The following is a 22,549-nucleotide window of genomic DNA, read 5'->3' on the forward strand; positions in this document are numbered from 1 at the left end:
AATAATAATAAGAATGAAATCATCAACTATCATTCATGGAACGAATGAATATGGAGTGAGTAGTGTGGATTATAACGAGAAGTCAGATAATAAAATAAACCTCAATGTCGATAACGATACACCACAAATTTTTCGTACCCTGCGTAATATAGACCTCAATTTATTAACCATCTTCGAAGCAGTATATGTACATAAAGGTATCGTCAATGCGGCCAAGATCCTCAATTTGACGCCTTCCGCTATCAGCCAATCGATCCAGAAACTACGCCTTCTATTCCCCGACCCGCTGTTTATTCGTAAAGGCCAGGGCGTGACGCCGACAGCTTATGCCACGCATCTGCATGAATATATCAGCCAGGGCCTGGAGTCGATTCTTGGCGCGTTAGACCTCAACGGTAATTACGACAAACAGCGCGTCATTACTATCGGCACTGCCGCCTCAGTGGGCGCGATTGTGATGCCGGTTATCTATCAGATTGTGAAAAAAACCTACCCACAGGTGCTGCTACGTAATGTTGTCGTGACCGACGCCAACACCCAACTGAGCCAATTCCAGACCGATTTAATCATCGATAACCACGAGCACAATAATCCTCGCACATTGGGCAAGCACTCGTTGTTCAGCGATAATCTGGTGCTGGTATGCCGGAATGACCACCCCGCGCTGGACGCGGAGCCATCCGTCGATACCCTAATGCAATATGAACATACGCTATTAACCATGGATGGCGCGGGACAAAACGACCAGTACAAGCGTATTCGAGACATGCTGCCCGATCGCCAGGTCAGCGTCAGCAGTTACAACCTATTTACCATCGCGTCACTGATCGCCTCCAGCAACCTGATAGGCATTATGCCGCTGCGCTTTTACCACATTTTCAAACAGTGCTGGCCGCTGCGAACGCTGGACTTTGCTCCGCTTCAGCAAGAACGTATCGATTTTTCATTGCATTACAACAAACTGAGTCTGCGTGACCCCGTAATGCAAAACATTATCAACGTGATTCATCAGGCTTTCTGAGCCTCATACCTTCGTCTTACGACTGCCGGCAAAAAAGCATTTTTCAACAAATATTTCACAATTTGCCGGCCTGTTAGGCTGCTTTATACCCCGTTTCAATGATATACTGCGTGGCATTAATTCAAAAATAGTTGATAAATACAACATTCCCTTGAATTGAAACGCTTTCCCTCGATACTCGGAACTGGAACACGTACGCTATGAGTAAACCCATTGTGATGGAACGTGGTGTTAAATACCGCGACGCCGATAAAATGGCCCTTATCCCGGTTAAAAACGTGGCAACAGAGCGCGAAGCGCTGCTGCGAAAACCGGAGTGGATGAAAATTAAACTTCCGGCAGACTCTTCCCGTATCCAGGGTATCAAAGCAGCCATGCGCAAAAATGGTCTGCACTCGGTGTGTGAAGAAGCGTCCTGCCCTAACCTGGCCGAATGCTTCAACCACGGCACGGCGACCTTTATGATTCTGGGCGCTATTTGCACCCGTCGCTGCCCGTTCTGCGATGTGGCGCATGGTCGCCCAGTCGCGCCGGATGCTAACGAGCCGCTGAAACTGGCACAAACGATTGCCGATATGGCGCTGCGCTATGTGGTTATCACCTCGGTGGATCGCGACGATCTGCGTGATGGCGGTGCTCAGCACTTTGCTGACTGTATCTCTGCTATTCGCGAGAAAAGCCCGACCATTAAGATTGAAACGCTAGTGCCGGACTTCCGTGGCCGTATGGATCGCGCCTTAGAGATCCTTACCGAAACGCCGCCGGACGTCTTTAACCACAACCTGGAAAACGTACCGCGTATTTATCGCCAGGTGCGCCCAGGTGCAGATTACAACTGGTCGCTAAAACTGCTGGAGCGCTTTAAAGAAGCGCACCCGGAAATTCCAACCAAATCTGGCCTGATGGTTGGCTTGGGTGAAACTAACGCGGAAATCATCGAAGTAATGCGTGACCTGCGCCGCCACGGCGTCACCATGCTGACGCTGGGACAATACCTCCAGCCAAGCCGTCACCACTTACCGGTACAGCGTTACGTCAGCCCGGATGAGTTTGAAGAGATGAAAGCCGAAGCGCTGGCAATGGGCTTTACCCATGCTGCCTGCGGCCCGTTCGTCCGCTCGTCCTACCATGCGGATCTCCAGGCAAAAGGCATGGAAGTGAAATAAAGTCTGCCTTCAGGTACAAAAAAGCCGCTCTCTTTTGACAGCGGCTTTTTTATCGCGCGAACAAGATACAAATTGTTTCAATTAGATAACCTCTGCAATCTTATTTGCATGAAAAAGGGCCACGGCGCATTGCACTGTGGCCCTTTTCGCTGGCAATTAAGCCTGCGTATGATGCGCCTGACTGCTGGCGCGTCATCTTAAACGCTGTCCTGCTTACTCTTTATGAGAGAGCTTTTCTGCTGGAGTTTCATCGGCGCTTTTTTGCGCACTGGTTTCATCGTCATTCATGGCTTTCTTGAAGCCTTTGATCGCTGAACCCAGATCTCCACCCAGAGTCCGTAATTTTTTGGTACCAAACACCAGAACAATCAGTGCTGCCACTACCAGCAGTTTGGTAATACTAATCTCACCCATAGATACCTTCTTCTTAAAAACAGGCTGCAAAATGCGCCACATCATTGTGGTTATTAACGATGATTTGGCGCGCCGACACAATAGCAATCTGTAACAAGGTGAATCAAGCGTTGTTTAAAAAAACGTCATGTTAATTGCGGTAGCGCAAAACGTCGGTTTTTTAATACCGGAAGCTGTTGGCGAACGTTGAGTAAGTGCTCACGTCGCACATCCGCAATAATCAACTGCGGCTGATAGGTCGCTCCGGCAAGCGTCACCCCCAGCGGATCGACAATTCGGCTTTGCCCTATGTTACGGCTTCCGCACTCCCCGCTCGCTACCAGATAACAGGTAGTATCCAACGCACGAGCCGCCAGCAGCATCGACCAATGCTGCTCTTTCAACGGCCCACGCACCCACGCGGCAGGCAACGCCAATATTTCCGCCCCTTGCAACGCCAGGGCTAGCGCCAGCTCAGGAAAGCGCAAATCGTAGCAGGTCATTAAGCCAACCTGAAAATCCTCAACGTCAATCAACGGTGGTAACGCTTGCCCCGCATCAACACGTTTAGACTCCTGAATAGCAAACGCGTCATACAGATGCAGCTTATGATAGTGGGCAATCACCTCACCCGCGCGGATCGCCACCAGCGTATTCATCGCCCGGCCTGGCGCAGAAGGCGTGTGGATGGTCAGAATGGTGGTCAACGTATCACTGCGGCTTTGTATCAGCAGGCGCTGCATAAAGCCACCGTCGAGCGGCTGCGCCGATTTAACGGACAGATCCGGGTCACAGTCATCGCGCGCTAAGAGCGCTTCTGGCAGCACCAGCAGCGCCGCCCCTTGCTCTGCGGCAGACTGCATCAGCGTCACACACGTTTGCGCGTTCCCCTGCCACTCTGGCGTCACAATAAACTGCCCTGCTGCAACCCGCATAGCGTCTCTCCGGCTGAAATAGTCGCGACCTGTATGTATCAACGATATGAATAACTATAAGTATACACACGCAGAATCATTCACACGGTGGTAAGCGCTTTTGCTAAACGAGCGATTACCACGCAAAAACCGCTTGAGGGATAAGGCGTATAGGCAGATTCCCCCTCGCCGCGTTAAACTAGGGGCATCATCCAAAAATGACAGGAAACACGCTTGATGCAACTCTTATTGGCGGTTTTTATTGGCGGTGGTACTGGTAGCGTCGCCCGCTGGCTGCTAAGCCTGAAATTTAACCCGATGCACCACACTATTCCGCTAGGAACGCTCGCCGCAAACCTCACTGGCGCATTTATTATTGGCGCAGGGCTGGCATGGTTTAACCGCTTGCCACAGGTTGACCCGATGTGGAAGCTACTGATCACTACCGGCTTTTGTGGTGGGCTAACCACGTTCTCAACCTTTTCATCCGAAGTGGTGTTTTTGCTACAGGCGGGAAAATTCAGTTGGGCGCTACTCAATGTGGCAGTCAACCTGCTGGGGTCATTCGCGATGACGGCCATCGCATTCTGGCTGTTCAGCAGTAGCCGTTAAGGCAAAAAAAGGATAAAAAAAACCCGCACTTAAGCGGGTTTTGAATTCTGACTACTAATTTCGCTTACAGAGCGATTACGTTAGCAGCAGAAGGGCCTTTGGCACCGTTAGTGATTTCGAACTCTACACGCTGACCTTCAGCCAGAGTTTTGAAACCGTTGGTCTGGATTGCAGAGAAGTGTACGAATACGTCTTTGCTGCCATCTTCCGGAGTAATGAAACCGAATCCTTTGGATTCATTAAACCACTTAACGTTACCTTTAATCTTAGACATCAAAATTACCTTTATATGAAAAAACGACACAAATGCTGTGTCAGTTAACAGTACAACAATTGTGGTGCGTTTTGTCCAGCCCAAGTTAGCCAAAAAGTGATAAATGTCGCTAACTTTTATTCGTAGGTTGACTTTATCGTTAGCTTACTTCCTATGCCTTGTTTTAGAACTGGAATCGTAGCCAGGCGAAGTAGACATTACCGTTATTGTAAGTCCCTGGAATATAAGTCATCTGGAAGGTCGCAGGGCCATAGCCGACAGAGGCCAACGGCAGCAATACCGGAATCGGGATGTACTTCCAGTTATCACGCGCAGTCACCCCCACGGTATACCCCAACCCCATATGGAAGTTGTCATCCGCCAGCGGTCGCCAGGTTTTTTCCCAGCCATAACCCCCAATCGGCTCCCATTTATTAAAGGAGTCTTTGAACGCCATCAGATACAGGCCGTGCCAGTTCCCTTTGTCATCCCAGCGCGACACACCAAAACCAGCCCCCCAGGGGCGCTCGTTATACTCGTCGGTTTTATCTTTATCGTAGGCAAAACGCGCGTGCCAGGTAATCGCTGGCACATACAGGTCGTAACTCTGCGGCGCATCCCAGGTCTGCACCACGTTATTGCTCAGCGTGTCATAGCCATCTTTTATCGTCTGCGTAAAAGAGGCATAAGCTGGAAGAGCGGCACCAGACAGCCCAACCAGAACGATCAACATTGAAATAATTCTATGTATTTTTAACACGATACTCTCGCAGAAATAACTTCTCATAAGAATAGTCTATCAATGCTAATCTTAATCAAAACTTAACAACACTGCGGCTTCTCTTTTTTTCTGTCTCCTGCATTAAAAATTAGAATATTCCTAATCGATTCGTCAAGTCAGCCAGATGGCGGGGGAATGAATAATTTTTCACTATCCTGTCAAATAGCTTACAGGATAATTATGCATCAAAATAAATGGCGTGCAGACCTCAAGGTTTATTATTTTTTAAATTAACCCCCTCATGATTATTAAATTACATCTGCACAAGTGAATTATTAATATTTAAATATCATTTTGCCCAGCTCAATTTATAAGCAATATCCAGTTCAATCTAATACAGAGAAAAGAGACACACACATGTAGAGGATAGCGCCTCCCACGCCTTGCGACATCAGCGCGTAGCAAGCGATTTTTTAGCGCTACCACGTTTTATTTACCGCTGCGGTTTATTCATCCACCACCATGCGATGTTTCCGATACCACAATGTGCTGCTTTGTGAGTACGTCTAGCAAATTACAATATCATTCTCTTTAATTCGGCTGTTTTTTGATTTCCATCAGCTAAATCTGCCGCTTTTTTCGGCACATTTCACCACTGACTTTTTGATGCAGCACTGCGTCAATTTTTACAACTGGGCGATAGGTGTTAATAATGTTAACGTTCTTTGAACTCCTGATTGGTGTTGTGGTTATTGTGGGCGTAGCCCGCTACATCATCAAAGGATATTCCGCGACGGGGGTCCTTTTCGTCGGCGGTCTACTGTTACTGATTGCCAGCGCATTGATGGGGCACAAGGTTTTACCTGGTAGCGAAAGCAGTACCGGTTATTCTGCTACCGACATCATTGAATACATCAAAATCTTGCTGATGAGCCGTGGTGGCGACCTCGGTATGATGATCATGATGCTGTGCGGTTTTGCCGCTTATATGACACATATCGGCGCAAACGATATGGTCGTTAAGCTGGCCTCCAAGCCGTTACGCTTTATCAACTCGCCTTATTTACTGATGATTGCCGCCTATTTCGTGGCATGTCTGATGTCACTGGCGGTGTCTTCGGCTACCGGCCTTGGCGTACTGTTAATGGCAACGTTATTCCCGGTTATGGTTAACGTCGGAATTAGCCGTGGTGCTGCCGCCGCTATTTGCGCCTCACCTGCGGCCATTATTCTGTCGCCAACTTCCGGTGACGTGGTATTAGCGGCTAAAGCGGCTGAAATGCCATTAATTGATTTTGCCTTCAAAACAACACTGCCTATTTCTATCGTCGCGATTATCGCGATGGCTATCGCCCATTTCTTCTGGCAGCGTTACCTGGACAAAAAAGAGAATATTTCTCACGAAATGCTGGATGTGAATGAAATTACCACTACCGCACCCAGCTTCTACGCCATTCTGCCGTTTACGCCAATTATTGGTGTGCTGATCTTCGACGGTAAATGGGGCCCAGAACTGCATATTATTTCAATTCTGGTTATCTGCATGTTGCTGTCGGCAGTGCTGGAATTCCTACGCGGCTTTAATACCCAAAACGTCTTTGCGGGCCTGGAAGTGGCCTATCGCGGAATGGCAGATGCCTTTGCGGGCGTGGTCATGCTGCTGGTCGCGGCGGGCGTGTTCGCACAGGGTCTTAGCACCATCGGCTTTATCAATAGCCTAATCTCTATCGCCACCTCGTTTGGTTCAGCAAGCATTATTCTGATGCTGGTTTTGGTCGTGCTGACCATGTTGGCGGCAATGACTACCGGCTCAGGTAACGCGCCGTTCTACGCCTTTGTGGAGATGATCCCGAAACTGGCGCACTCCTCTGGCATCAACCCAGCGTATCTTTCCATTCCGATGCTGCAAGCCTCTAACCTTGGCCGTACGATTTCCCCGGTTTCCGGCGTGGTCGTCGCCGTGGCGGGGATGGCAAAAATTTCACCGTTCGAAGTGGTAAAACGCACCTCCGTGCCGGTTATCGTTGGCCTGATTGTCGTCATCATCGCGACAGAAATTCTGGTTCCTGGCGCAACTGCGTAACTAAATTCATTTAATGAATAAATAAGGCACCTTAGGGTGCCTTATTTTATGATTTAATAACGCTGTTAAACCATTAAAAATGTGGAGTCAGGAATATGCTCAGGAAGAATATTGTGTTTGGATGCGCACTGCTGCTCTGCGCTGGCAGCCTTCATGCCGCCCCGCTTGCACCGACACAATATGGCGACTTTGACCGCTATGTTCTGGCGCTGTCATGGCAAACTGGTTTTTGCCAAAGCCAGCACGACAGAAATCGTAAACAGCCGCTGGAATGCAAGCCGCAAAAAGAGATGGCGAATAAAGCCGACTATTTAACCGTTCACGGATTATGGCCAAGCCTACCCGGTTCTATCGCCTCGCGCGGCGTAGATAATAACCGCTGGATGCGTTTCGGTTGCGCTACACGTCCGATTCCGAATATGCCGGAAGCAAAAGCCAGCCGCAAATGTGCCGCTGAAGAAACCGCCTTATCGCTGGAAGTGGCCAATAAACTCAATCAGGTGATGCCTGGAAGCGGCGGTAAAACCTGCCTTGAACGCTATGAATACGCCAAGCATGGCGTGTGTTTCGGCTTTGACCCAGACGCCTATTTCGACACCATGGTACGGCTAAATACCGAAGTGAAACAGAGCGCTCTGGGCGAATTCCTTGCCGCTAACTACGGTAAAACCGTCACCCGCGCCAGCTTTGATAACGCCGTTGCTCGCGCTTTTGGCAAACAAAACGTCAAAGCCGTTAAGCTCACCTGCGACGGCAATCCAGCATATTTAACCGAAATGCAAATTGCCATTAAATCCAGCAGCATTAACGACCCGCTATCCGCCACGTCTTTGCTTCCACAGCCGCATCCCGGCAACTGTGGCAAACAGTTCATACTCGACAAAATCGGTTATTAATCCCCTCCTCCGCCCACCGTGGGGGCAGAACGCCACTAGCGCTGAATAAACGCCAGCAGATCGTCATTGATCTGCTGTTTGTGTGTGGTACAGATCCCGTGCGATCCACCGTGGTACACCTTCAACTCCGCATCCGGCAAGATTGCCGCCGCCGCTTTACCGCAGGTTTCAAACGGTACAATCTGGTCATCATCACCATGAATCACCAACGTTGGGATAGTCATCTTACGCAAATCTTCACGCAAGTCCGTTTGGGAAAAGGCTTTAACGCAGTCATACAGCGCCTTAATTGAACCCTGTAATCCCTGGGCGACAAAGCTCTCTCGCACCGCTTTCGACTCTTTCGCCCCTGCGCGGTTATAACCATAAAAGGCCGCCGTCAGCTCATAGAAAAAAGCCGCGCGATCGTTCACCACACCGTCACGGATATCGTCAAACACCGACATCGGCACGCCGTTAGGATTGAAGTCCGTTTTCAACATAATCGGCGTTACCGCGCCAATCAGCACCGCTTTTGCCACTCGGCTTGTACCGTGACGGCCAATATAGCGCGCTACCTCGCCCCCACCGGTAGAGTGCCCAACGTGCACCGCCTCTTTTAAATTAAGATGCGCGGTCAGCTCGGCTAAATCATCGGCATACTGATCCATCGTGTGCCCCTCCCACGGCTGGGCCGAGCGCCCGTGCCCACGTCGGTCATGGGCGATAACGCGGTAACCTTTTGAGCCCAGATATAACATCTGATCTTCAAACGCATCAGACGTTAATGGCCAGCCGTGGCTGAAAACTATCGGTTGACCGCTCCCCCAATCTTTAAACCACAGATAGCTGCCATCTTTCAGGGTCAGTTTATCAAAACCGCTCATACGCTCTCCTGTGCTGGAAGGACGCTGCCAGGCGCAGCCTAAAAAGGATAATCCAGATTTATCGGTTGCGACGGCATTCGCACAAAATTCACACGATGAATAAATTGCCATCAACGAATGTGCGCTGCATCACTTCAAACCTGGCCTCGGGATCAGTATGATGGAATCAGATGAACCCTTGCCGCTGGCGGTGAGGGTTTTCTTTTGGATAAATGAAAGACATGGAGTAAATCATGACCAGACCTGCCATCATTATTAATGAGTTCGATGCCGAGCGTATCGACCGCCTGCTTGAGCAACCTGCTTATGCAAATTCACCGGTGGCGAACGCGCTAAACGACGAACTGGATCGTGCGCAGATGTGTGCCCCAGAGGCCATGCCACACGATGTAGTGAGTATGAATAGCCAGGTCAGATTCCGCGACCTCACCACCGGCGAGGAACGCGTGCGTACGCTCGTTTTCCCAACGCAGATGACCGACAGCAACAGCCAACTTTCGGTACTAGCACCGGTTGGCGCGGCGCTGCTCGGCCTGCGCGCCGGTAGCACTATCCACTGGGAATTACCGGGCGGTGCGTCTACCCATCTGGAAGTGCTTGAGCTGTTATATCAACCGGAAGCCGCTGGCGATTTCCGCCGCTAATCCCCGCTGTTATTGCTTAAGAGGATGCCAGGCATCCTCTTTCTGCCTCCCTGCTTAACGAAACTTTACAACTTCCTTGCCCGCGTTAAACTGTTTTGCGAACTAAATGACATATTAAAAACGCATAATATGTTTTGATAGTTCTAACATGACAAGGAGGATCCATATGTACAAAACAATCATTATGCCAGTTGATGTTTTTGAGATGGAATTAAGTGATAAAGCGGTGCGTCACGCAGAGTTTCAGGCACAACAGGATGGTATTATTCACCTGCTGCATGTCCTGCCCGCCTCGGCCAGTTACACCATGAGCCGTTTTGCTGCCGACTTACGTCGTTTTGAAGAACACCTTGAACACGAAGCTGAAAGCCGCCTGCAAACCATGGTGAGCCATTTCAGCATCGACCCATCGCGCATTAAGACTCACGTTCGTTTAGGTAGCGTTCGCGATGCCGTGAATGATCTGGCGGAGGAACTAAACGCCGACATGATAGTCATTGGCTCTCGCAACCCGTCAATCAGCACCCACCTTCTGGGTTCCAACGCCTCTAGCGTGATTCGCCATGCACATATTCCGGTGCTGGTTGTCCGCTAAAATAGCAGGGTAAAAAAAGGCCACCTTATCGGTGGCCTTTTACATTGCAGGTTTTGTCTGGCTTCTTTTTTTTATGCGGTTTTGGTGCGAATCAGATAATCGAATGCGCTCAGAGAGGCTTTCGCACCTTCGCCCGCAGCGATAATAATTTGTTTGTATGGCACAGTGGTGCAGTCGCCTGCGGCGAATACGCCCTTGACGTTAGTCTCGCATTTGGCATCGATGATAATCTCACCCATACGGTTACGTTCAATCGCGCCTTCCAGCCAGTTAGTATTCGGCAACAGACCAATCTGTACAAAAATACCCGCCAGCTCAACGTGATGCTCGTCGCCGCTGACACGGTCACGATATTGCAGGCCAGTCACTTTACTGCCGTCGCCCTTCACTTCCGTGGTCTGCGCGTTGAGAATAATATCAACGTTCTTCAGGCTGCGTACTTTATCCTGCAATACCTGATCGGCTTTCATTTCTGGGGCAAATTCCAGCAGCGTAACGTGCTCAACCACACCGGCCAGATCGATTGCCGCTTCTACGCCGGAGTTACCGCCGCCGATAACAGCCACGCGCTTGCCTTTAAACAGTGGGCCATCGCAGTGTGGGCAATAGGTTACGCCTTTGGTGCGATATTGATCTTCACCCGGCACGTTCATATTGCGCCACTTAGCACCGGTCGCGATGATAATGCTACGCGCTTTCAGCACCGCGCCAGACGCGGTTTCAATCTGATGCAGGCCACCTTCAACGGAGGCAGGCACGAGCTTAGACGCGCTCTGGGAGTCAATCACGTCCACTGCGTACTCGCTCACGTGTGCTTTTAAAGCCCCGGCCAGTTTCTGACCTTCGGTTTTCGGCACAGAGATGTAGTTTTCGATATCCACGGTATCCAGCACCTGGCCGCCAAAACGTTCGCCCATCAGGCCAGTGCGAATCCCTTTACGCGCCGAGTAAACCGCCGCTGCCGCACCGGACGGGCCGGAACCGACAATCAGCACATCGTACGCGTCACGTTTGTTCAGCTCTTCCGCCGCGCGTTTTTCCGCACCGGTGTCCACTTTGGCAACAATCTCCGCCAGCGTCATACGACCCTGACCAAATTCCTGACCGTTGACGAACACCGCCGGAACGCCCATCACGTTACGATCGGTAATTTCATTCTGGAACGTACCACCGTCGATTGCCGTATGTTTGATGCGTGGGTTCAGCACCGTCATCAGGTTCAACGCCTGCACCACGTCCGGGCAGTTGTGGCAAGAGAGCGAATAATAGGTTTCGAACTCAAAATCACCGTCGATATCACGAATCTGCTCCAGCAGAGACTGCGCTTCTTTTGACGGATGACCACCTGTCCACAGCAGTGCCAGTACCAGCGAGGTGAACTCGTGGCCCAGCGGGGAACCTGCAAAACGCGGGCCCTGGTGGGAACCTGGGTTAGTGATCAGGAATGACGGCTTACGAACCGCCAGCGAGTTATCGACTTTGAAGGTGACGTTCTCTGACAGTTCAGCAATTTCAGCCAGCAGTTCCTTGATTTCTGCCGATTTGGCGCTGTCATCCAGCGTGGCAATCAGCTCAACAGGTTTGGTCAGCTTTTCAAGATACGCTTTGAGCTGGGTTTTCATGTTGGTGTCGAGCATGTTTATCTCCTGGGCTTAAATACATCATCATGCAAGCTGCCTCATTCGGGCGGCCTGGATGCAACTTGCATCATAGTGCGGGGAAGAAAAACGGGTGCTATGCACCCGTTGATAGCCGGGTGGCACTTCGCTTACCCAGCCTACGTTTTAGCAAGCTTGGATTATAGGCCGGATAAGCGTAGCGCCATCCGGCTTTGAAGCGCCTAAAGGCTTAGATTTTGCCGACCAGATCCAGAGATGGAGCCAGAGTGGCTTCGCCTTCTTTCCATTTAGCCGGGCAAACTTCACCTGGGTGAGAAGCGACATACTGAGCGGCTTTGATTTTACGCAGCAGGTCAGACGCGTCACGGCCGATACCTTCAGCGGTAACTTCGATAGCCTGGATGATGCCCTGTGGGTCAACAACGAAGGTTGCACGGTCAGCCAGACCTTCATCTTCACGCATGTTGTCGAAGTTACGGGTCAGCGCGCCAGTTGGGTCGCCGATCATCGCGTATTTGATTTTCGCGATGGTTTCAGAGCTGCTGTGCCACGCTTTGTGGGTAAAGTGGGTGTCGGTAGAAACGGAGTACACGTCTACGCCCAGCTTTTGCAGTTCTTCATAATGGTCTGCAACATCACCCAGTTCGGTCGGGCATACAAAGGTGAAGTCAGCTGGGTAGAAGAAGAACACACTCCAGCGACCTTCGGTATCTTTCTCGGTGACTTCGATGAACTCACCATTTTTGAACGCCTGGTTTTTGAAAGGTTTGATTTTGGTATTAATTAAGGACATCTGTACTTCCTCCGTGTTTTCGTTGAGGTCTACATTAACCAACTATTCCTGATTCGACCAATGCGTTTACATTATCAAATCAATAAGCGATATCTAACAACCACAACGAGACAACTTTGTGAACCGATGAACGAGGACAGGCTAAAGCGCACATCCCCAGACGTAAAAAGGCCGCAACAAAGGCGGCCCGATTACCTGAATCTCCCGCAGGCGAATTCAGCGCCAGCCAGGCTGGCAAATTGTTGCGCTCCACAGACCTTTAACAAAGGCTGTTACAGCACGCGGATTACATCACCCCCTATCCTGCAGGGCAATCCGCTGGGCGTTGGTCTTACCGATGATTGTGATAGGCTATACCGTCAACACCATACTACCTACTGATTTTACAGAGATTTTCTATGCTACACCCTTCTTTACCTCGTAAAGAATTTTTCAAGACGGAAATTAACGACATCAATAAAGAGAAATTAATGATAATTAATACGTTAATTATTTATAATTTGAATTACATTTATTTCACGCATGTGCTGTCCTATTTTCCTACCAGTATAGATAATCGTGAACTTCTGATATATATTTAGAGAATATTCAAAGATAATTAAGTTTTTCGAACACATGGAATGTGGCGAAGAAAAGGCATCTCTATGCCCTCTTTAAAAAGGATAGGTTATGGCAAATCTTTATGATCTTAAGCGTTTCGATCTCAATCTACTCGTCATTTTTGAATGCATATATCAGCATCTTAGCATCAGCAAAGCCGCAGAAACCTTGTTTATCACCCCCTCGGCGGTCAGTCAGTCTCTGCAACGTTTACGAGTACAATTAAACGATCCTTTATTTATTCGTGCAGGGAAAGGCATCTCCCCGACGACAGCTGCCGTTAACCTGCATACACACCTGGCGGAAAACCTTAATCAGCTAGAGCAAACCATCAACATCATGGGCAATACGGATTTAGACAAAAAATTCATAGTCTATGGTTTACAGCTCAACTTCCTGGATGAAATCGTCCGTTTAATGAACATGTTATTAGCGGAACCTAACCTACAGGTGGAATATAACGATTATCTCAGTACGGCAGACAGCGTTGAAGAGTTGATGCACTACCGCAAGGCAGACATCGTTTTTTCCGCCACGCCAGTCAACAACCGGGCGCTGATTTGCGAGCCTTTTCTTGTCGTTCCCACACTGCTGGTATGCCGGAAAACGCATCCGCGCCTGGGCGAAAGCGCAACGGACGAACAGCTTGCGCAAGAACGCTTCACCCGCTACGAAACCACCGAACCCAGCATTAAACAATATCAGGCCGAAAACGAAAAACGGTTCCCATGGCAAAAATTTGCTTACCATTCGTCATCAATTTTCGCCATCGTTAACACAATTCACGATACGGATTTAATCGGCTTTATACCTAAACCTCTTTTCGACCGATTCAAAGAACCCCTGGCGTTGAGAGAAATAAAAACAAATCACCCGACGAGTAGCATCACTATTTACATGATATATAACCGCTCATCGTTAAATAATAAAATATTCACTAAAGTTATAAACGAAATGTAAATTATAAATATAATAAATCCCCATCGAGGGATTTAAAAAAATATCTAATTATTATCGTAACCGAATGAAACATTACTGTATGCTATTACGTATTCTAAGCAGAATATATGATTAAGGATAGCCGGTAGATGTCTGTGGTCAAACTCCCTCTCGACCAATCGGTGCAGGAAGCCGCCCAGGAGCGTATCACCTGGACATTAGAAACATTTCCCCGAGTCTGCGTCTCTTTTTCTGGCGGCAAAGACTCGACGGTAATGTTGCATTTAACTGCGAAAATTGCCCGCTCGCTGGGTAAAAAATTCAGTGTCCTGTTTATCGACTGGGAAGCACAGTTTTCTTATACCATTACCCATTGTGAAAAGTTACGCGACTTATATCAGGACGTCATTGAACAGTTTTATTGGGTTGCACTACCGCTTACCACGCAAAATTCGCTAACACAATTTAATCCAGAATGGCAATGCTGGGAGCCGGGTGCTCAATGGGTTAGACAACCGCCGGAAGGGGCTATTACCGACCCCGCGTATTTCTCTTTTTATCATATCGGTATCACCTTCGAGCTATTCGTCCAGAAATTTGCTGAATGGTTTTCCCAGCAGCGCCCTGCGGCGGTAATGATTGGCATACGCGCCGACGAGTCTTACAACCGCTTTCTGACCATCTCCTCGCAGCGTAAACGTCGTTTTGCCGACGACAAACCCTGGACAACGATCGCCCCCGGTAATCACGCCTGGTATGTCTACCCTATCTACGACTGGAAAACCGCCGACATCTGGACTTGGTTTGCTAAAACGCAGTTGCCCTATAACCCACTTTACAACCTGATGTATCAGGCGGGCGTACCGCTGCGCTATATGCGCATTTGCGAACCCTTCGGCCCGGAACAACGTCAGGGATTATGGCTATATCACGTACTGGAGCCTGATCGCTGGGCCGACATGTGCCAACGCGTAAGCGGTGTGCACAGCGGCGGCGTTTATGCCGGACAGGACAATCAATTTTACGGCCACCGAAAAATAGAAAAACCAGCGAGTTATACCTGGCGCAGCTATGCCCACTTCTTATTGCAAAGTATGCCCGAAAGCACCGCCGATCATTACCGCAATAAAATTGCCGTCTATATTCACTGGTACCAAAAACAGGGCTGGGAGGATATCCCCGACTGCCAGGAAAAAGATCTGGGTGCAAAGGATATTCCGTCATGGCGGAGAATCTGCAAGGTATTGTTAAACAACGACTATTGGTGCCGAATGCTCTCTTTTAGCCCCACTAAGTCGAAGCACTATCAACGTTACCGCTCACGCATGGAGCAAAAGCGCCAGCAATGGGGGATTTTATGCGACAAAAACTAATCGAGCAGTTGCATGAGTACCTGCAAACACTCAGCCTTGAAGACAAAATCGACACCATTAATCAGTTTCGACAGGCTCTCCACGAGGACAGCCCGTTTAAAGATCAACCTATCGACTGTGTTTTGTGGGTCAAAGAGGCGCAGGTATCGCCTAACGATTACAACCCGAACAATATGGCGCCACAGGAAAAACGGCTACTCACCAGGTCGCTGGAGGCCGATGGTTTCACGCAGCCTATCGTCGTCATCGAGAAAAAAGACCATCTTTACGAAATCGTCGATGGCTTTCACCGCCACCTGTTGGCCCATACGAAAACGACGCTCAAAAAACAGTTTCGCGGTTATCTACCGGTTACCCAACTCACCAATCACGACGATTCTCTGTCGGCAAGAATGGCGGCAACCATCCGCCACAACCGCGCGCGCGGTCGTCACCAGATTAGCGCCATGTCCGATATTGTGCGCGAACTGAGCCTGCTTGGCTGGAGTGATGAAAAAATGGGGCAAGAGTTGGGTATGGACACCGACGAAGTGCTGCGTCTGAAGCAGATTAACGGCCTGTGCGAAATGTTTGGTCATCGCCAATTCTCACAGGCCTGGACGGTAAAATAACGACATCGGGGCGTATTGAATAGCCTGTCATCTGCGTGAATAGGGTTGTGCCGAGCCGAGGTTGGGTGCTGACGTTGAGGGATGAGTCGCATCGTTGTCATTCTGCGTCTGCCGTTCGTGAAGCTAACTTTCACATCGCCGTAACACGGCAAAGCCGTTTGGCAATTAAGACGTTTGGATATCTAAACAAACCTTAGCAGCACTTCGCACCGCCCTTGCCGCCGTAACGCGCGTCCTGACGATCGCGGAAAAACTCTTCGTAGGTCATCGGTGTTTGATCCGGGTGATTGACGCGCATATGCTCAACATAATTGTCGTAATCCGGCACGCCAATCATCATTTTTGCCGCCTGGCCTAAGTATTTCCCGGCTTTCGATAAAGTATCAAACATCGTCTTGTCCTTTCGTTAAGCCCGACGTCGCAACGCCGGGCTACGGTAAGATTAATGCGCGCGTTTAGCCTGCGTCACCAGGTTATCAACATCCGCTGGCATTGGTTCATACGGCGTTTCCTTCGCCGTTGGGCGGCTCTCTTTCAGCGCCGCCAGCGCAGTTTTGAGAGAGAACAGCGCCAGCACCACAACCACCACCATAAAGAAGATGGTTAGTCCCGCATCCAGGCGGTTGTTGAACACCAGTTGCGCCAACTGCGATTGCGTATACTGCGCAGGAATCGCCCCACTATCAATCATCGCCTGGAACTTATTGGCAATCGCCAGGAAGCCCACTTTAGTATCCGGGCTAAAGGCTTTCTGCCAACCCGCCACCAGGGTACAAACCAGCAGCCACGCCGTCGGTAACAGTGCCACCCACGCATAGCGCTGGCGTTTCATCTTGAACAGTACCACCGCACACAGCATCAGCGCCATACCGGCCAGCATCTGGTTGGCGATACCAAACAGCGGCCACAGGGTATTGATACCGCCAAGCGGGTCAACCACCCCTTGATGCAGGAAGTAACCCCACGCCAGCACACATAACGCGGTCGCCAGCAGGTTAGCGGGCAGAGAGTCAGTGCGTTTCAGCCCAGGGCTTACCACCCCCAACAAATCTTGCAGCATAAAGCGCGCCGCGCGCGTCCCGGCATCAACCGCCGTCAGGATAAACAGTGCCTCAAACAGAATGGCAAAGTGATACCAAAACGCCACATCCATCAGGCCGCCAAGCGCCCCGTGGAGAATATAAGCCATCCCTACCGCCAGCGTTGGCGCACCACCAGCGCGTGAAATGATCGACTGCTCGCCCACTTCATTAGCAATTTGGTGCAGCAGATCCGGCGTGACCGTAAAGCCCCAGCCGCTCACCACCTGCGCCGCCGACGCCACCACATCCACCGTGCCCGCAGGCGCCAGCACCGCCATTGGGCTGTTCATTGCGAAGTAAACGCCCGGGTCAATAATACAGGCGGAAACCAGCGCCATAATTGCCACGAAGGATTCCATCAGCATCCCGCCGTAGCCGATAAAACAAGCCTGGCCTTCGTTCGCCAACATTTTCGGCGTCGTCCCCGAAGCAATCAGCGCATGGAAACCAGACACCGCGCCACAGGCGATGGTAATAAACAGGAACGGGAACAGGTTACCCGTCCACACCGGCCCCGTACCATCGACAAATTTCGTCAACGCGGGCATGGTCAGCGTCGGGCGCATAATCAGAATGCCGACCGCCAGCCCAACAATAGTGCCGATTTTAAGGAACGTAGACAGGTAATCACGCGGGGCCAGCAGCAGCCACACCGGCAGCACCGAGGCCACAAAACCATAGCCCACCAGCATCCAGGTAAGCTGTACGCCGGTAAAATCAAACCACGGTGCCCACGTTTCGCTAGCGGCAACCCAGCCACCGGAAACAATCGCAAACACCAGCAGCACAAGGCCAATCACCGACACTTCACCAATGCGCCCGGGGCGGATATAGCGGATATAAATCCCCATAAACAGCGCCAGCGGAATGGTAAAGGCCACGGTGTAGGTTCCCCACGGGCTATGCGTCAGCGCTTTCACCACAATCATCGCCAGCACCGCGAGGATAATCACCATAATCATAAAGGTGGCGATAAGCGCGATAACCCCAGCGGTTGCGCCCATCTCCTCTTTGACCAGTTCGCCCAGCGAGCGCCCGTCGCGGCGCGTGGAGACAAACAGCACCATGAAGTCCTGCACGGCCCCCGCCAGCACCACCCCAGCAAGGATCCAAATCATCCCCGGCAGATAGCCCATCTGCGCCGCCAGCACCGGGCCGACCAATGGGCCTGCGCCCGCAATCGCCGCAAAGTGGTGACCGAACAGCACTTTTTTATCCGTCGGAACATAGTCCAGGCCATCGTTATGCCGCACCGCAGGCGTCATACGCGTCGGGTCAACCTGCAACACCTTTTTCGCGATATACAGGCCGTAAAAACGATAAGCAATCAAATAAATACAGACCGCCGCGACCACAATCCACAGCGCGTTGATCTGTTCACCCCGATTGAGGGCGATATAGCCCAGAGCAAACGCGCCGACAACGGAGAGTAATGCCCATATAAGGTATTTCCCTGAATTATTCATAGTTATTGTCCGTATCAGTGGCAGAAAATGTTACATTTTATGTCCGTAGCAATCCCTTTTGATTTAACATCTTTGAAACCAATATGAACAGGAACAAAACATGACATTTACATCACATTGCTAGCGAGATCACTTAACGCAGGGAAATGGTTGGGGCGAGGGAGTGAAAAATGGCAGGTCTTTGCCGAATGGAAATGGTTTGTCGGCCCGATGGGCGCAGCGCCATCGGGCAATACCACACAATATTACATTAACCGAGTACCGCCGTGCTCAGACGGCAGGTGCAGCAGCGCCGCCCTTGCTCATCGAACACCACAATTTCCCAGCTCTGACTTTGCCGCCCTAAATGTAGCGGCTGACACACCGCGCGCACCTGCCCCTGCGACACCGGGCGATGGTGCGACGCATTCAGCTCCGTTCCCACCACGCACTGTCCTTCACGGGTCATCAGAAAACCGGCCATCGAACCGAGCGTTTCTGCCAGCGCCGCCGACGCGCCACCGTGCAGCAGGCCAAACGGCTGATGCGTCCGGTTATCCACCGGCATCACCGCTTCCAGGCTGTCGTCACCAATGTGGCTATACACAATGCCCAAATGCGCCACCATCGTGTTGGCGCTGGTGGCGTTGAGTTCCTCAAGGCTTAAATGACGTTTCCAAATCATCTTACGCTCCCAGCGTGGAGCCGCCGTCCACCACGATATCCTGCAACGTTATGTGGCTGGCGCAACTGGATGCCAGGAACAGGATAGTGTTGGCAATCTCCTGCGGGCGGGCGATTTTGCCCAGCGGGATCCCCAGCTTAAACTGCTCGGCAAAGCCGCGAATACGCTGTTGCTCGGCGTCATCGTTCAGCCACAGCACACGCTGCATATCGGTATCGGTTGAACCCGGCGACACAATATTACAGCGCACACCGGCGCTCGAAAGCTCCAGCCCGACGGTCAGCGCCAGGCTTTTCAGCGCGGCTTTCGATGCGCCATAAGCGCTCATGCCAATGCGCGGCGTGTGTGCGGCGTCTGATGCCACCGTCACAATCGCCCCGCCCTGCTGGCGACGAAATTGCGCCATCGTGTGCTGGAACAGGTTAAACGCACCGCCCACGTTGACCGCAAAAGTCTGCTGCCAGTCGGCCTGACTAAGCGCATCCGTCGCCCCCATGCGTAAAATGCCCGCCGCATTAACCAGCACGTCCAGACGATCGGTGTTGTCTAACAGGCGCTCACACGTCTGCGCCACCTGACCGGCGTTAGCAACGTCCAGCACTTCGGTGGCAAACGGATAATCGCCACCATCAAAGGCTAAATCAAAACCCGTGACACGCGCCCCCGCTTCGGCAAAGGCCAGCGCGGTGGCGTAACCAATGCCTTTTCCCGCGCCAGTCACCCAGACGTTTTGTCCGCTAAAATCCCATCCGGCCATTATTTCACCTCGCGGGAAAGCAGCGCCCACCAGGCGTCAATGCTAGGGTTTTTCGCCAACATCACGAAATCAATATCGCCATGCACTTTCCGCCAACGCGCCGCCAGCGCCATCATCTGTACCGAATCCAGGCCGTAATCAATCAGATTTTCGTCGTCTAAAGGCTCGTCAGACTCATCCAACAACGGCAGCACCAGCGCACGCAGCGCCGCTTTACTGTGAGGTACGCCAGGCAACAGCTCATCCGTCATGACCACGCGCCCGCTACGTCCGGCAACATATTTCAGCGACATTAAATGCTCGTCACGGCTGAAATCCGCCAGCGCATCGGCGACAAAGAACGGCTGAATATCGCGCATAAATGCGTCGGTTGCGGTCGTCATACAACCGATGTGTGCATACACACCGGTGATAATCAGTTGGTCACGCCCGCTCTCTTTGAGCATCGTTTCCAGCGGCGAACGGTGGAATGCGCTGTAGCGCCATTTCACCAGCACGGTGTCGTTTTCATCCGGCGCCAGCGCGGCAATCACCTGCTGTTGCTCTGGCGAACGGGTCAGCCCAGGCCCCCACATATCGTTAAGCAGCGCGCGGTCTTCATCGCTCTGCTCTTTGGGCTGCGCGGTGTAATACACCGGAATACCGCTCTTTTTGCAGAAGTCGCGCAGGGCGGCGATGTTCGCCACCACGGTCGCCATCATCTCGCTGTTTTCGCCCCAAAAATTGAGGAAATACTCCTGCATATCGTGAATCAGCAGCGCCGCGCGCTTCGGTTCAAACGCCCAGTTAACTTTATTCTCAGGCAGATCCAGCGCCGTCGGCAGCGCATAAGCCTGTAATTTTGGAATCGCCATTTATTCTCTCCTTCAGGCCAGCGAGCGGGTAGCCAGCCACTGACGTAATTGTTTTTTATCGACTTTACCAACGTGAGTCAGCGGCAATTGCTCTACGCATTCGACGCGATCCGGCAGCTTAAACTCCGCCACGCCCTGTTCACGCAGGAAACGGCGCACCTGCACGGCACGCAATGGCTCTTTCACTACCAGATAGGCGCAACTTTTCTCGCCCAGCAGGCTGTCTTCCATGCTGACCAACGCCGCATGAACCACCGCCTCGTGGCGCAACAGCAGGTTTTCAATCTCTTCGGCGGCGATTTTTTCACCCCCACGGTTAATCTGATCTTTCTCGCGCCCCTGCACGGTGATATAGCCTTCGGCATCGATAGCAATCAGATCGCCGGAACAATAAAAACCGTTTTGATCAAAGGCGCTGGCATTGTGCTGCGGGCTTTTGTAGTAACCACGGAAGGTGTACGGGCCACGCGTCATCAAACGCCCAACCTCGCCGCGCGGCAGTGGATTACCGTTTTCATCCGCGACCCACACTTCATCGTCCGGGCACATGGGGTAGCCCTGGGTATTGAGAATTTTCTCCAGCGGATCATCAAGGCGGGTGTAGTTCACCAGCCCTTCAGCCATGCCAAACACCTGCTGCAACTGGCAGCCAATTTCCGCCGGAATTCGCGCCGCCAGCGTCGCCGAAAGCCGCGCGCCGCCCACTTGCAGTAGCGTCAAAGACTGTAACTGCGCATTGCTGCCCCACTCCTGAATCGCCTGAAGCCACAGGCTCACCGCCGGTGGCACGAGCGCCGCCACGTTGACCTGATGCTTTTCGATTAACGGGAAACAGAGCGTCGCGCTAGGGTCAGCCGCCAACACGACCGTACCTTGCGCCAGAAAAACGCCCAGCGCCCCCGGTGAACTCATGGCGTAGTTATGCGCCGACGGAATCGCACACAGGTAGCGCGTGTGACTATCAAAACGGCAAATCTCATTACTGCGGCGAATGCTGTAGTAATAATCATTGTGGGTTCGTGGGATCAGTTTCGGCGTGCCGGTACTGCCGCCAGAAAGCTGAAAAAAGGCCACTTCATCTGCCGCCGTTGGCGTCGCCACAAACCCTTCTGCCGGGCGAGCGATAGCCGCCTCCAGCGCGTGGTCGCCCTCGCCTTTGCGCAGTAACACCACCCGCAGCGAGCGGTACTGATCGCAAAACGTATTGAGGAAAGCGTCGTCGCCAAACAGCGCATGGCTACGGTCGGCAATCAGTGCGGCGGGAGCAATTTGGTCAGCATAGGCATTAAGCTCGCTACGCTGATGGCTGAACAACGCATTCACCGGCGCAACGCCGATTTTCAGCAGCGCAAACAGGGTAATATAAAATTCAACAACATTGCCCAACTGCACCAGCGCCGTTTCGCCGGGCTTTAGCCCCTGGCGTTGCAGCACAGCGGCGAGGTTATCGACGGACTGGTTCAACTGGCGATAGCTCACCTGCTGTTCGCCATCAATCACGGCAATCGCCTCGCTCTGCGCGTGGCGAGTTAGCATGTCAGTGAGCGGCAAATCCTGCCAGTAGCCCTTTTCTCGATAGCGAGCCGCCAGCGCATCCGGCCAGCGGGTAAATTCCACGGTCATGATG

The 22,549-nt window shown here is 51.6% G+C and carries 23 protein-coding genes; 10 read left to right on the forward strand and 13 right to left on the reverse strand.

The window, feature by feature from the left end:
- Positions 1-64: 64 nt before the first annotated feature.
- Together AC6I4B_RS16450 and lipA are read left to right on the forward strand one after the other, a co-directional pair.
- Positions 65-1,021, forward strand: coding sequence for a YbeF family transcriptional regulator (locus tag AC6I4B_RS16450; protein WP_497772208.1), 957 nt, complete (start codon positions 65-67; stop codon positions 1,019-1,021).
- A gap of 200 nt (positions 1,022-1,221) precedes the next feature.
- Complete coding sequence (lipA, locus tag AC6I4B_RS16455) at positions 1,222-2,187, forward strand: lipoyl synthase (RefSeq protein WP_497766604.1); 966 nt, start codon at positions 1,222-1,224, stop codon at positions 2,185-2,187.
- A gap of 213 nt (positions 2,188-2,400) precedes the next feature.
- Here lipA and tatE read toward each other — a convergent pair whose 3' ends face one another.
- Positions 2,401-2,601, reverse strand: coding sequence for a twin-arginine translocase subunit TatE (tatE, locus tag AC6I4B_RS16460; protein ID WP_234501853.1), 201 nt, complete (start codon positions 2,599-2,601; stop codon positions 2,401-2,403).
- 125 nt (positions 2,602-2,726) lie between these two features.
- The gene (locus AC6I4B_RS16465) at positions 2,727-3,515 is read right to left on the reverse strand and encodes a deaminated glutathione amidase (protein WP_497766606.1); all 789 of its coding nucleotides are present in this window, start codon (positions 3,513-3,515) and stop codon (positions 2,727-2,729) included.
- 213 nt (positions 3,516-3,728) lie between these two features.
- Between AC6I4B_RS16465 and crcB the strand changes: the two genes are divergently transcribed.
- A complete protein-coding gene (crcB, locus tag AC6I4B_RS16470) occupies positions 3,729-4,106 on the forward strand; it encodes a fluoride efflux transporter CrcB (protein WP_497766607.1) in 378 nt (125 codons plus the stop codon).
- A gap of 64 nt (positions 4,107-4,170) precedes the next feature.
- Here the strand turns inward: crcB and cspE are convergent, their stop codons facing one another.
- Both cspE and pagP read right to left on the reverse strand, forming a co-directional pair.
- A complete protein-coding gene (gene cspE / locus AC6I4B_RS16475) occupies positions 4,171-4,380 on the reverse strand; it encodes a transcription antiterminator/RNA stability regulator CspE (protein WP_000034825.1) in 210 nt (69 codons plus the stop codon).
- Between the two features lie 163 nt (positions 4,381-4,543).
- A complete protein-coding gene (pagP, locus tag AC6I4B_RS16480; protein ID WP_497766701.1) occupies positions 4,544-5,092 on the reverse strand; it encodes a lipid IV(A) palmitoyltransferase PagP in 549 nt (182 codons plus the stop codon).
- A gap of 700 nt (positions 5,093-5,792) precedes the next feature.
- Here pagP and dcuC point away from each other — a divergent pair.
- Together dcuC and rna are read left to right on the forward strand one after the other, a co-directional pair.
- Positions 5,793-7,163, forward strand: coding sequence for an anaerobic C4-dicarboxylate transporter DcuC (gene dcuC / locus AC6I4B_RS16485; protein WP_497766703.1), 1,371 nt, complete (start codon positions 5,793-5,795; stop codon positions 7,161-7,163).
- Positions 7,164-7,258: 95 nt separating this feature from the next.
- Complete coding sequence (rna, locus tag AC6I4B_RS16490; RefSeq protein ID WP_497766705.1) at positions 7,259-8,059, forward strand: ribonuclease I; 801 nt, start codon at positions 7,259-7,261, stop codon at positions 8,057-8,059.
- 35 nt (positions 8,060-8,094) lie between these two features.
- Here rna and AC6I4B_RS16495 read toward each other — a convergent pair whose 3' ends face one another.
- Entirely contained in the window at positions 8,095-8,925 is an 831-nt protein-coding gene (locus AC6I4B_RS16495; protein WP_497766707.1) for an alpha/beta fold hydrolase, read from the reverse strand.
- Positions 8,926-9,158: 233 nt separating this feature from the next.
- On the opposite strand from AC6I4B_RS16495, the gene rnk reads away from it, so the two are divergent.
- Positions 9,159-9,569, forward strand: a complete 411-nt coding sequence (gene rnk, locus AC6I4B_RS16500; RefSeq protein WP_497766709.1) for a nucleoside diphosphate kinase regulator — start codon at positions 9,159-9,161, stop codon at positions 9,567-9,569.
- 166 nt (positions 9,570-9,735) lie between these two features.
- Positions 9,736-10,164, forward strand: a complete 429-nt coding sequence (gene uspG, locus AC6I4B_RS16505; protein ID WP_497766710.1) for a universal stress protein UspG — start codon at positions 9,736-9,738, stop codon at positions 10,162-10,164.
- Positions 10,165-10,235: 71 nt separating this feature from the next.
- Here uspG and ahpF read toward each other — a convergent pair whose 3' ends face one another.
- Both ahpF and ahpC read right to left on the reverse strand, forming a co-directional pair.
- The gene (ahpF, locus tag AC6I4B_RS16510) at positions 10,236-11,801 is read right to left on the reverse strand and encodes an alkyl hydroperoxide reductase subunit F (RefSeq protein ID WP_497766712.1); all 1,566 of its coding nucleotides are present in this window, start codon (positions 11,799-11,801) and stop codon (positions 10,236-10,238) included.
- A 211-nt stretch (positions 11,802-12,012) separates the two neighbouring features.
- Complete coding sequence (ahpC, locus tag AC6I4B_RS16515) at positions 12,013-12,576, reverse strand: alkyl hydroperoxide reductase subunit C (protein ID WP_002894394.1); 564 nt, start codon at positions 12,574-12,576, stop codon at positions 12,013-12,015.
- 669 nt (positions 12,577-13,245) lie between these two features.
- Between ahpC and citR the strand changes: the two genes are divergently transcribed.
- The 3 genes from citR to AC6I4B_RS16530 all read left to right on the forward strand — a co-directional run bounded on the left by citR (position 13,246) and on the right by AC6I4B_RS16530 (position 16,099).
- Positions 13,246-14,136 carry a DNA-binding transcriptional repressor CitR gene (gene citR, locus AC6I4B_RS16520; RefSeq protein WP_497766714.1) on the forward strand — a complete coding sequence of 297 codons (891 nt, stop codon included), beginning with the start codon at positions 13,246-13,248 and terminating at the stop codon, positions 14,134-14,136.
- A gap of 128 nt (positions 14,137-14,264) precedes the next feature.
- Entirely contained in the window at positions 14,265-15,488 is a 1,224-nt protein-coding gene (locus AC6I4B_RS16525; protein WP_497766716.1) for a phosphoadenosine phosphosulfate reductase, read from the forward strand.
- On the forward strand, positions 15,473-16,099 hold the full coding sequence (locus AC6I4B_RS16530) for an IbrB-like domain-containing protein (protein WP_497766718.1): 627 nt from the start codon (positions 15,473-15,475) through the stop codon (positions 16,097-16,099). The genes AC6I4B_RS16525 and AC6I4B_RS16530 overlap by 16 nt, the downstream gene beginning before the upstream one ends.
- 193 nt (positions 16,100-16,292) lie before the next feature.
- On the opposite strand, the gene AC6I4B_RS16535 is transcribed toward AC6I4B_RS16530, so the two are convergent.
- The 6 genes from AC6I4B_RS16535 to entE form a co-directional block, all read right to left on the reverse strand.
- Positions 16,293-16,490 carry a YbdD/YjiX family protein gene (locus AC6I4B_RS16535; protein WP_006809671.1) on the reverse strand — a complete coding sequence of 66 codons (198 nt, stop codon included), beginning with the start codon at positions 16,488-16,490 and terminating at the stop codon, positions 16,293-16,295.
- Positions 16,491-16,541: 51 nt separating this feature from the next.
- Entirely contained in the window at positions 16,542-18,647 is a 2,106-nt protein-coding gene (gene cstA, locus AC6I4B_RS16540) for a pyruvate/proton symporter CstA (protein ID WP_497766724.1), read from the reverse strand.
- Positions 18,648-18,897: 250 nt separating this feature from the next.
- Entirely contained in the window at positions 18,898-19,311 is a 414-nt protein-coding gene (gene entH / locus AC6I4B_RS16545; RefSeq protein WP_497766726.1) for a proofreading thioesterase EntH, read from the reverse strand.
- A 1-nt stretch (position 19,312) separates the two neighbouring features.
- On the reverse strand, positions 19,313-20,068 hold the full coding sequence (gene entA / locus AC6I4B_RS16550) for a 2,3-dihydro-2,3-dihydroxybenzoate dehydrogenase EntA (RefSeq protein WP_497766728.1): 756 nt from the start codon (positions 20,066-20,068) through the stop codon (positions 19,313-19,315).
- A complete protein-coding gene (locus tag AC6I4B_RS16555) occupies positions 20,068-20,922 on the reverse strand; it encodes an isochorismatase (RefSeq protein ID WP_497766730.1) in 855 nt (284 codons plus the stop codon). The genes entA and AC6I4B_RS16555 overlap by 1 nt, the downstream gene beginning before the upstream one ends.
- 12 nt (positions 20,923-20,934) lie before the next feature.
- The gene (entE, locus tag AC6I4B_RS16560; protein WP_497766732.1) at positions 20,935-22,545 is read right to left on the reverse strand and encodes a (2,3-dihydroxybenzoyl)adenylate synthase EntE; all 1,611 of its coding nucleotides are present in this window, start codon (positions 22,543-22,545) and stop codon (positions 20,935-20,937) included.
- Between the last annotated feature and the right edge of the window lie 4 nt (positions 22,546-22,549).

This window comes from Kluyvera fluvialis (assembly GCF_059725275.1).

Excerpts from the sequence above, each read along its gene's own strand:
- lipA (WP_497766604.1), top strand. The coding sequence starts at position 1,222 with ATGAGTAAACCCATTGTGATGGAACGTGGTGTTAAATACCGCGACGCC.
- pagP (WP_497766701.1), bottom strand. The coding sequence starts at position 5,092 with ATGTTGATCGTTCTGGTTGGGCTGTCTGGTGCCGCTCTTCCAGCTTAT.
- cspE (WP_000034825.1), bottom strand. The coding sequence starts at position 4,380 with ATGTCTAAGATTAAAGGTAACGTTAAGTGGTTTAATGAATCCAAAGGA.
- entH (WP_497766726.1), bottom strand. The coding sequence starts at position 19,311 with ATGATTTGGAAACGTCATTTAAGCCTTGAGGAACTCAACGCCACCAGC.
- AC6I4B_RS16525 (WP_497766716.1), top strand. The coding sequence starts at position 14,265 with ATGTCTGTGGTCAAACTCCCTCTCGACCAATCGGTGCAGGAAGCCGCC.
- rnk (WP_497766709.1), top strand. The coding sequence starts at position 9,159 with ATGACCAGACCTGCCATCATTATTAATGAGTTCGATGCCGAGCGTATC.
- AC6I4B_RS16465 (WP_497766606.1), bottom strand. The coding sequence starts at position 3,515 with ATGCGGGTTGCAGCAGGGCAGTTTATTGTGACGCCAGAGTGGCAGGGG.
- ahpF (WP_497766712.1), bottom strand. The coding sequence starts at position 11,801 with ATGCTCGACACCAACATGAAAACCCAGCTCAAAGCGTATCTTGAAAAG.
- citR (WP_497766714.1), top strand. The coding sequence starts at position 13,246 with ATGGCAAATCTTTATGATCTTAAGCGTTTCGATCTCAATCTACTCGTC.
- AC6I4B_RS16555 (WP_497766730.1), bottom strand. The coding sequence starts at position 20,922 with ATGGCGATTCCAAAATTACAGGCTTATGCGCTGCCGACGGCGCTGGAT.
- uspG (WP_497766710.1), top strand. The coding sequence starts at position 9,736 with ATGTACAAAACAATCATTATGCCAGTTGATGTTTTTGAGATGGAATTA.
- tatE (WP_234501853.1), bottom strand. The coding sequence starts at position 2,601 with ATGGGTGAGATTAGTATTACCAAACTGCTGGTAGTGGCAGCACTGATT.
- ahpC (WP_002894394.1), bottom strand. The coding sequence starts at position 12,576 with ATGTCCTTAATTAATACCAAAATCAAACCTTTCAAAAACCAGGCGTTC.
- entE (WP_497766732.1), bottom strand. The coding sequence starts at position 22,545 with ATGACCGTGGAATTTACCCGCTGGCCGGATGCGCTGGCGGCTCGCTAT.
- AC6I4B_RS16535 (WP_006809671.1), bottom strand. The coding sequence starts at position 16,490 with ATGTTTGATACTTTATCGAAAGCCGGGAAATACTTAGGCCAGGCGGCA.
- rna (WP_497766705.1), top strand. The coding sequence starts at position 7,259 with ATGCTCAGGAAGAATATTGTGTTTGGATGCGCACTGCTGCTCTGCGCT.
- dcuC (WP_497766703.1), top strand. The coding sequence starts at position 5,793 with ATGTTAACGTTCTTTGAACTCCTGATTGGTGTTGTGGTTATTGTGGGC.
- entA (WP_497766728.1), bottom strand. The coding sequence starts at position 20,068 with ATGGCCGGATGGGATTTTAGCGGACAAAACGTCTGGGTGACTGGCGCG.
- AC6I4B_RS16530 (WP_497766718.1), top strand. The coding sequence starts at position 15,473 with ATGCGACAAAAACTAATCGAGCAGTTGCATGAGTACCTGCAAACACTC.
- AC6I4B_RS16495 (WP_497766707.1), bottom strand. The coding sequence starts at position 8,925 with ATGAGCGGTTTTGATAAACTGACCCTGAAAGATGGCAGCTATCTGTGG.
- cstA (WP_497766724.1), bottom strand. The coding sequence starts at position 18,647 with ATGAATAATTCAGGGAAATACCTTATATGGGCATTACTCTCCGTTGTC.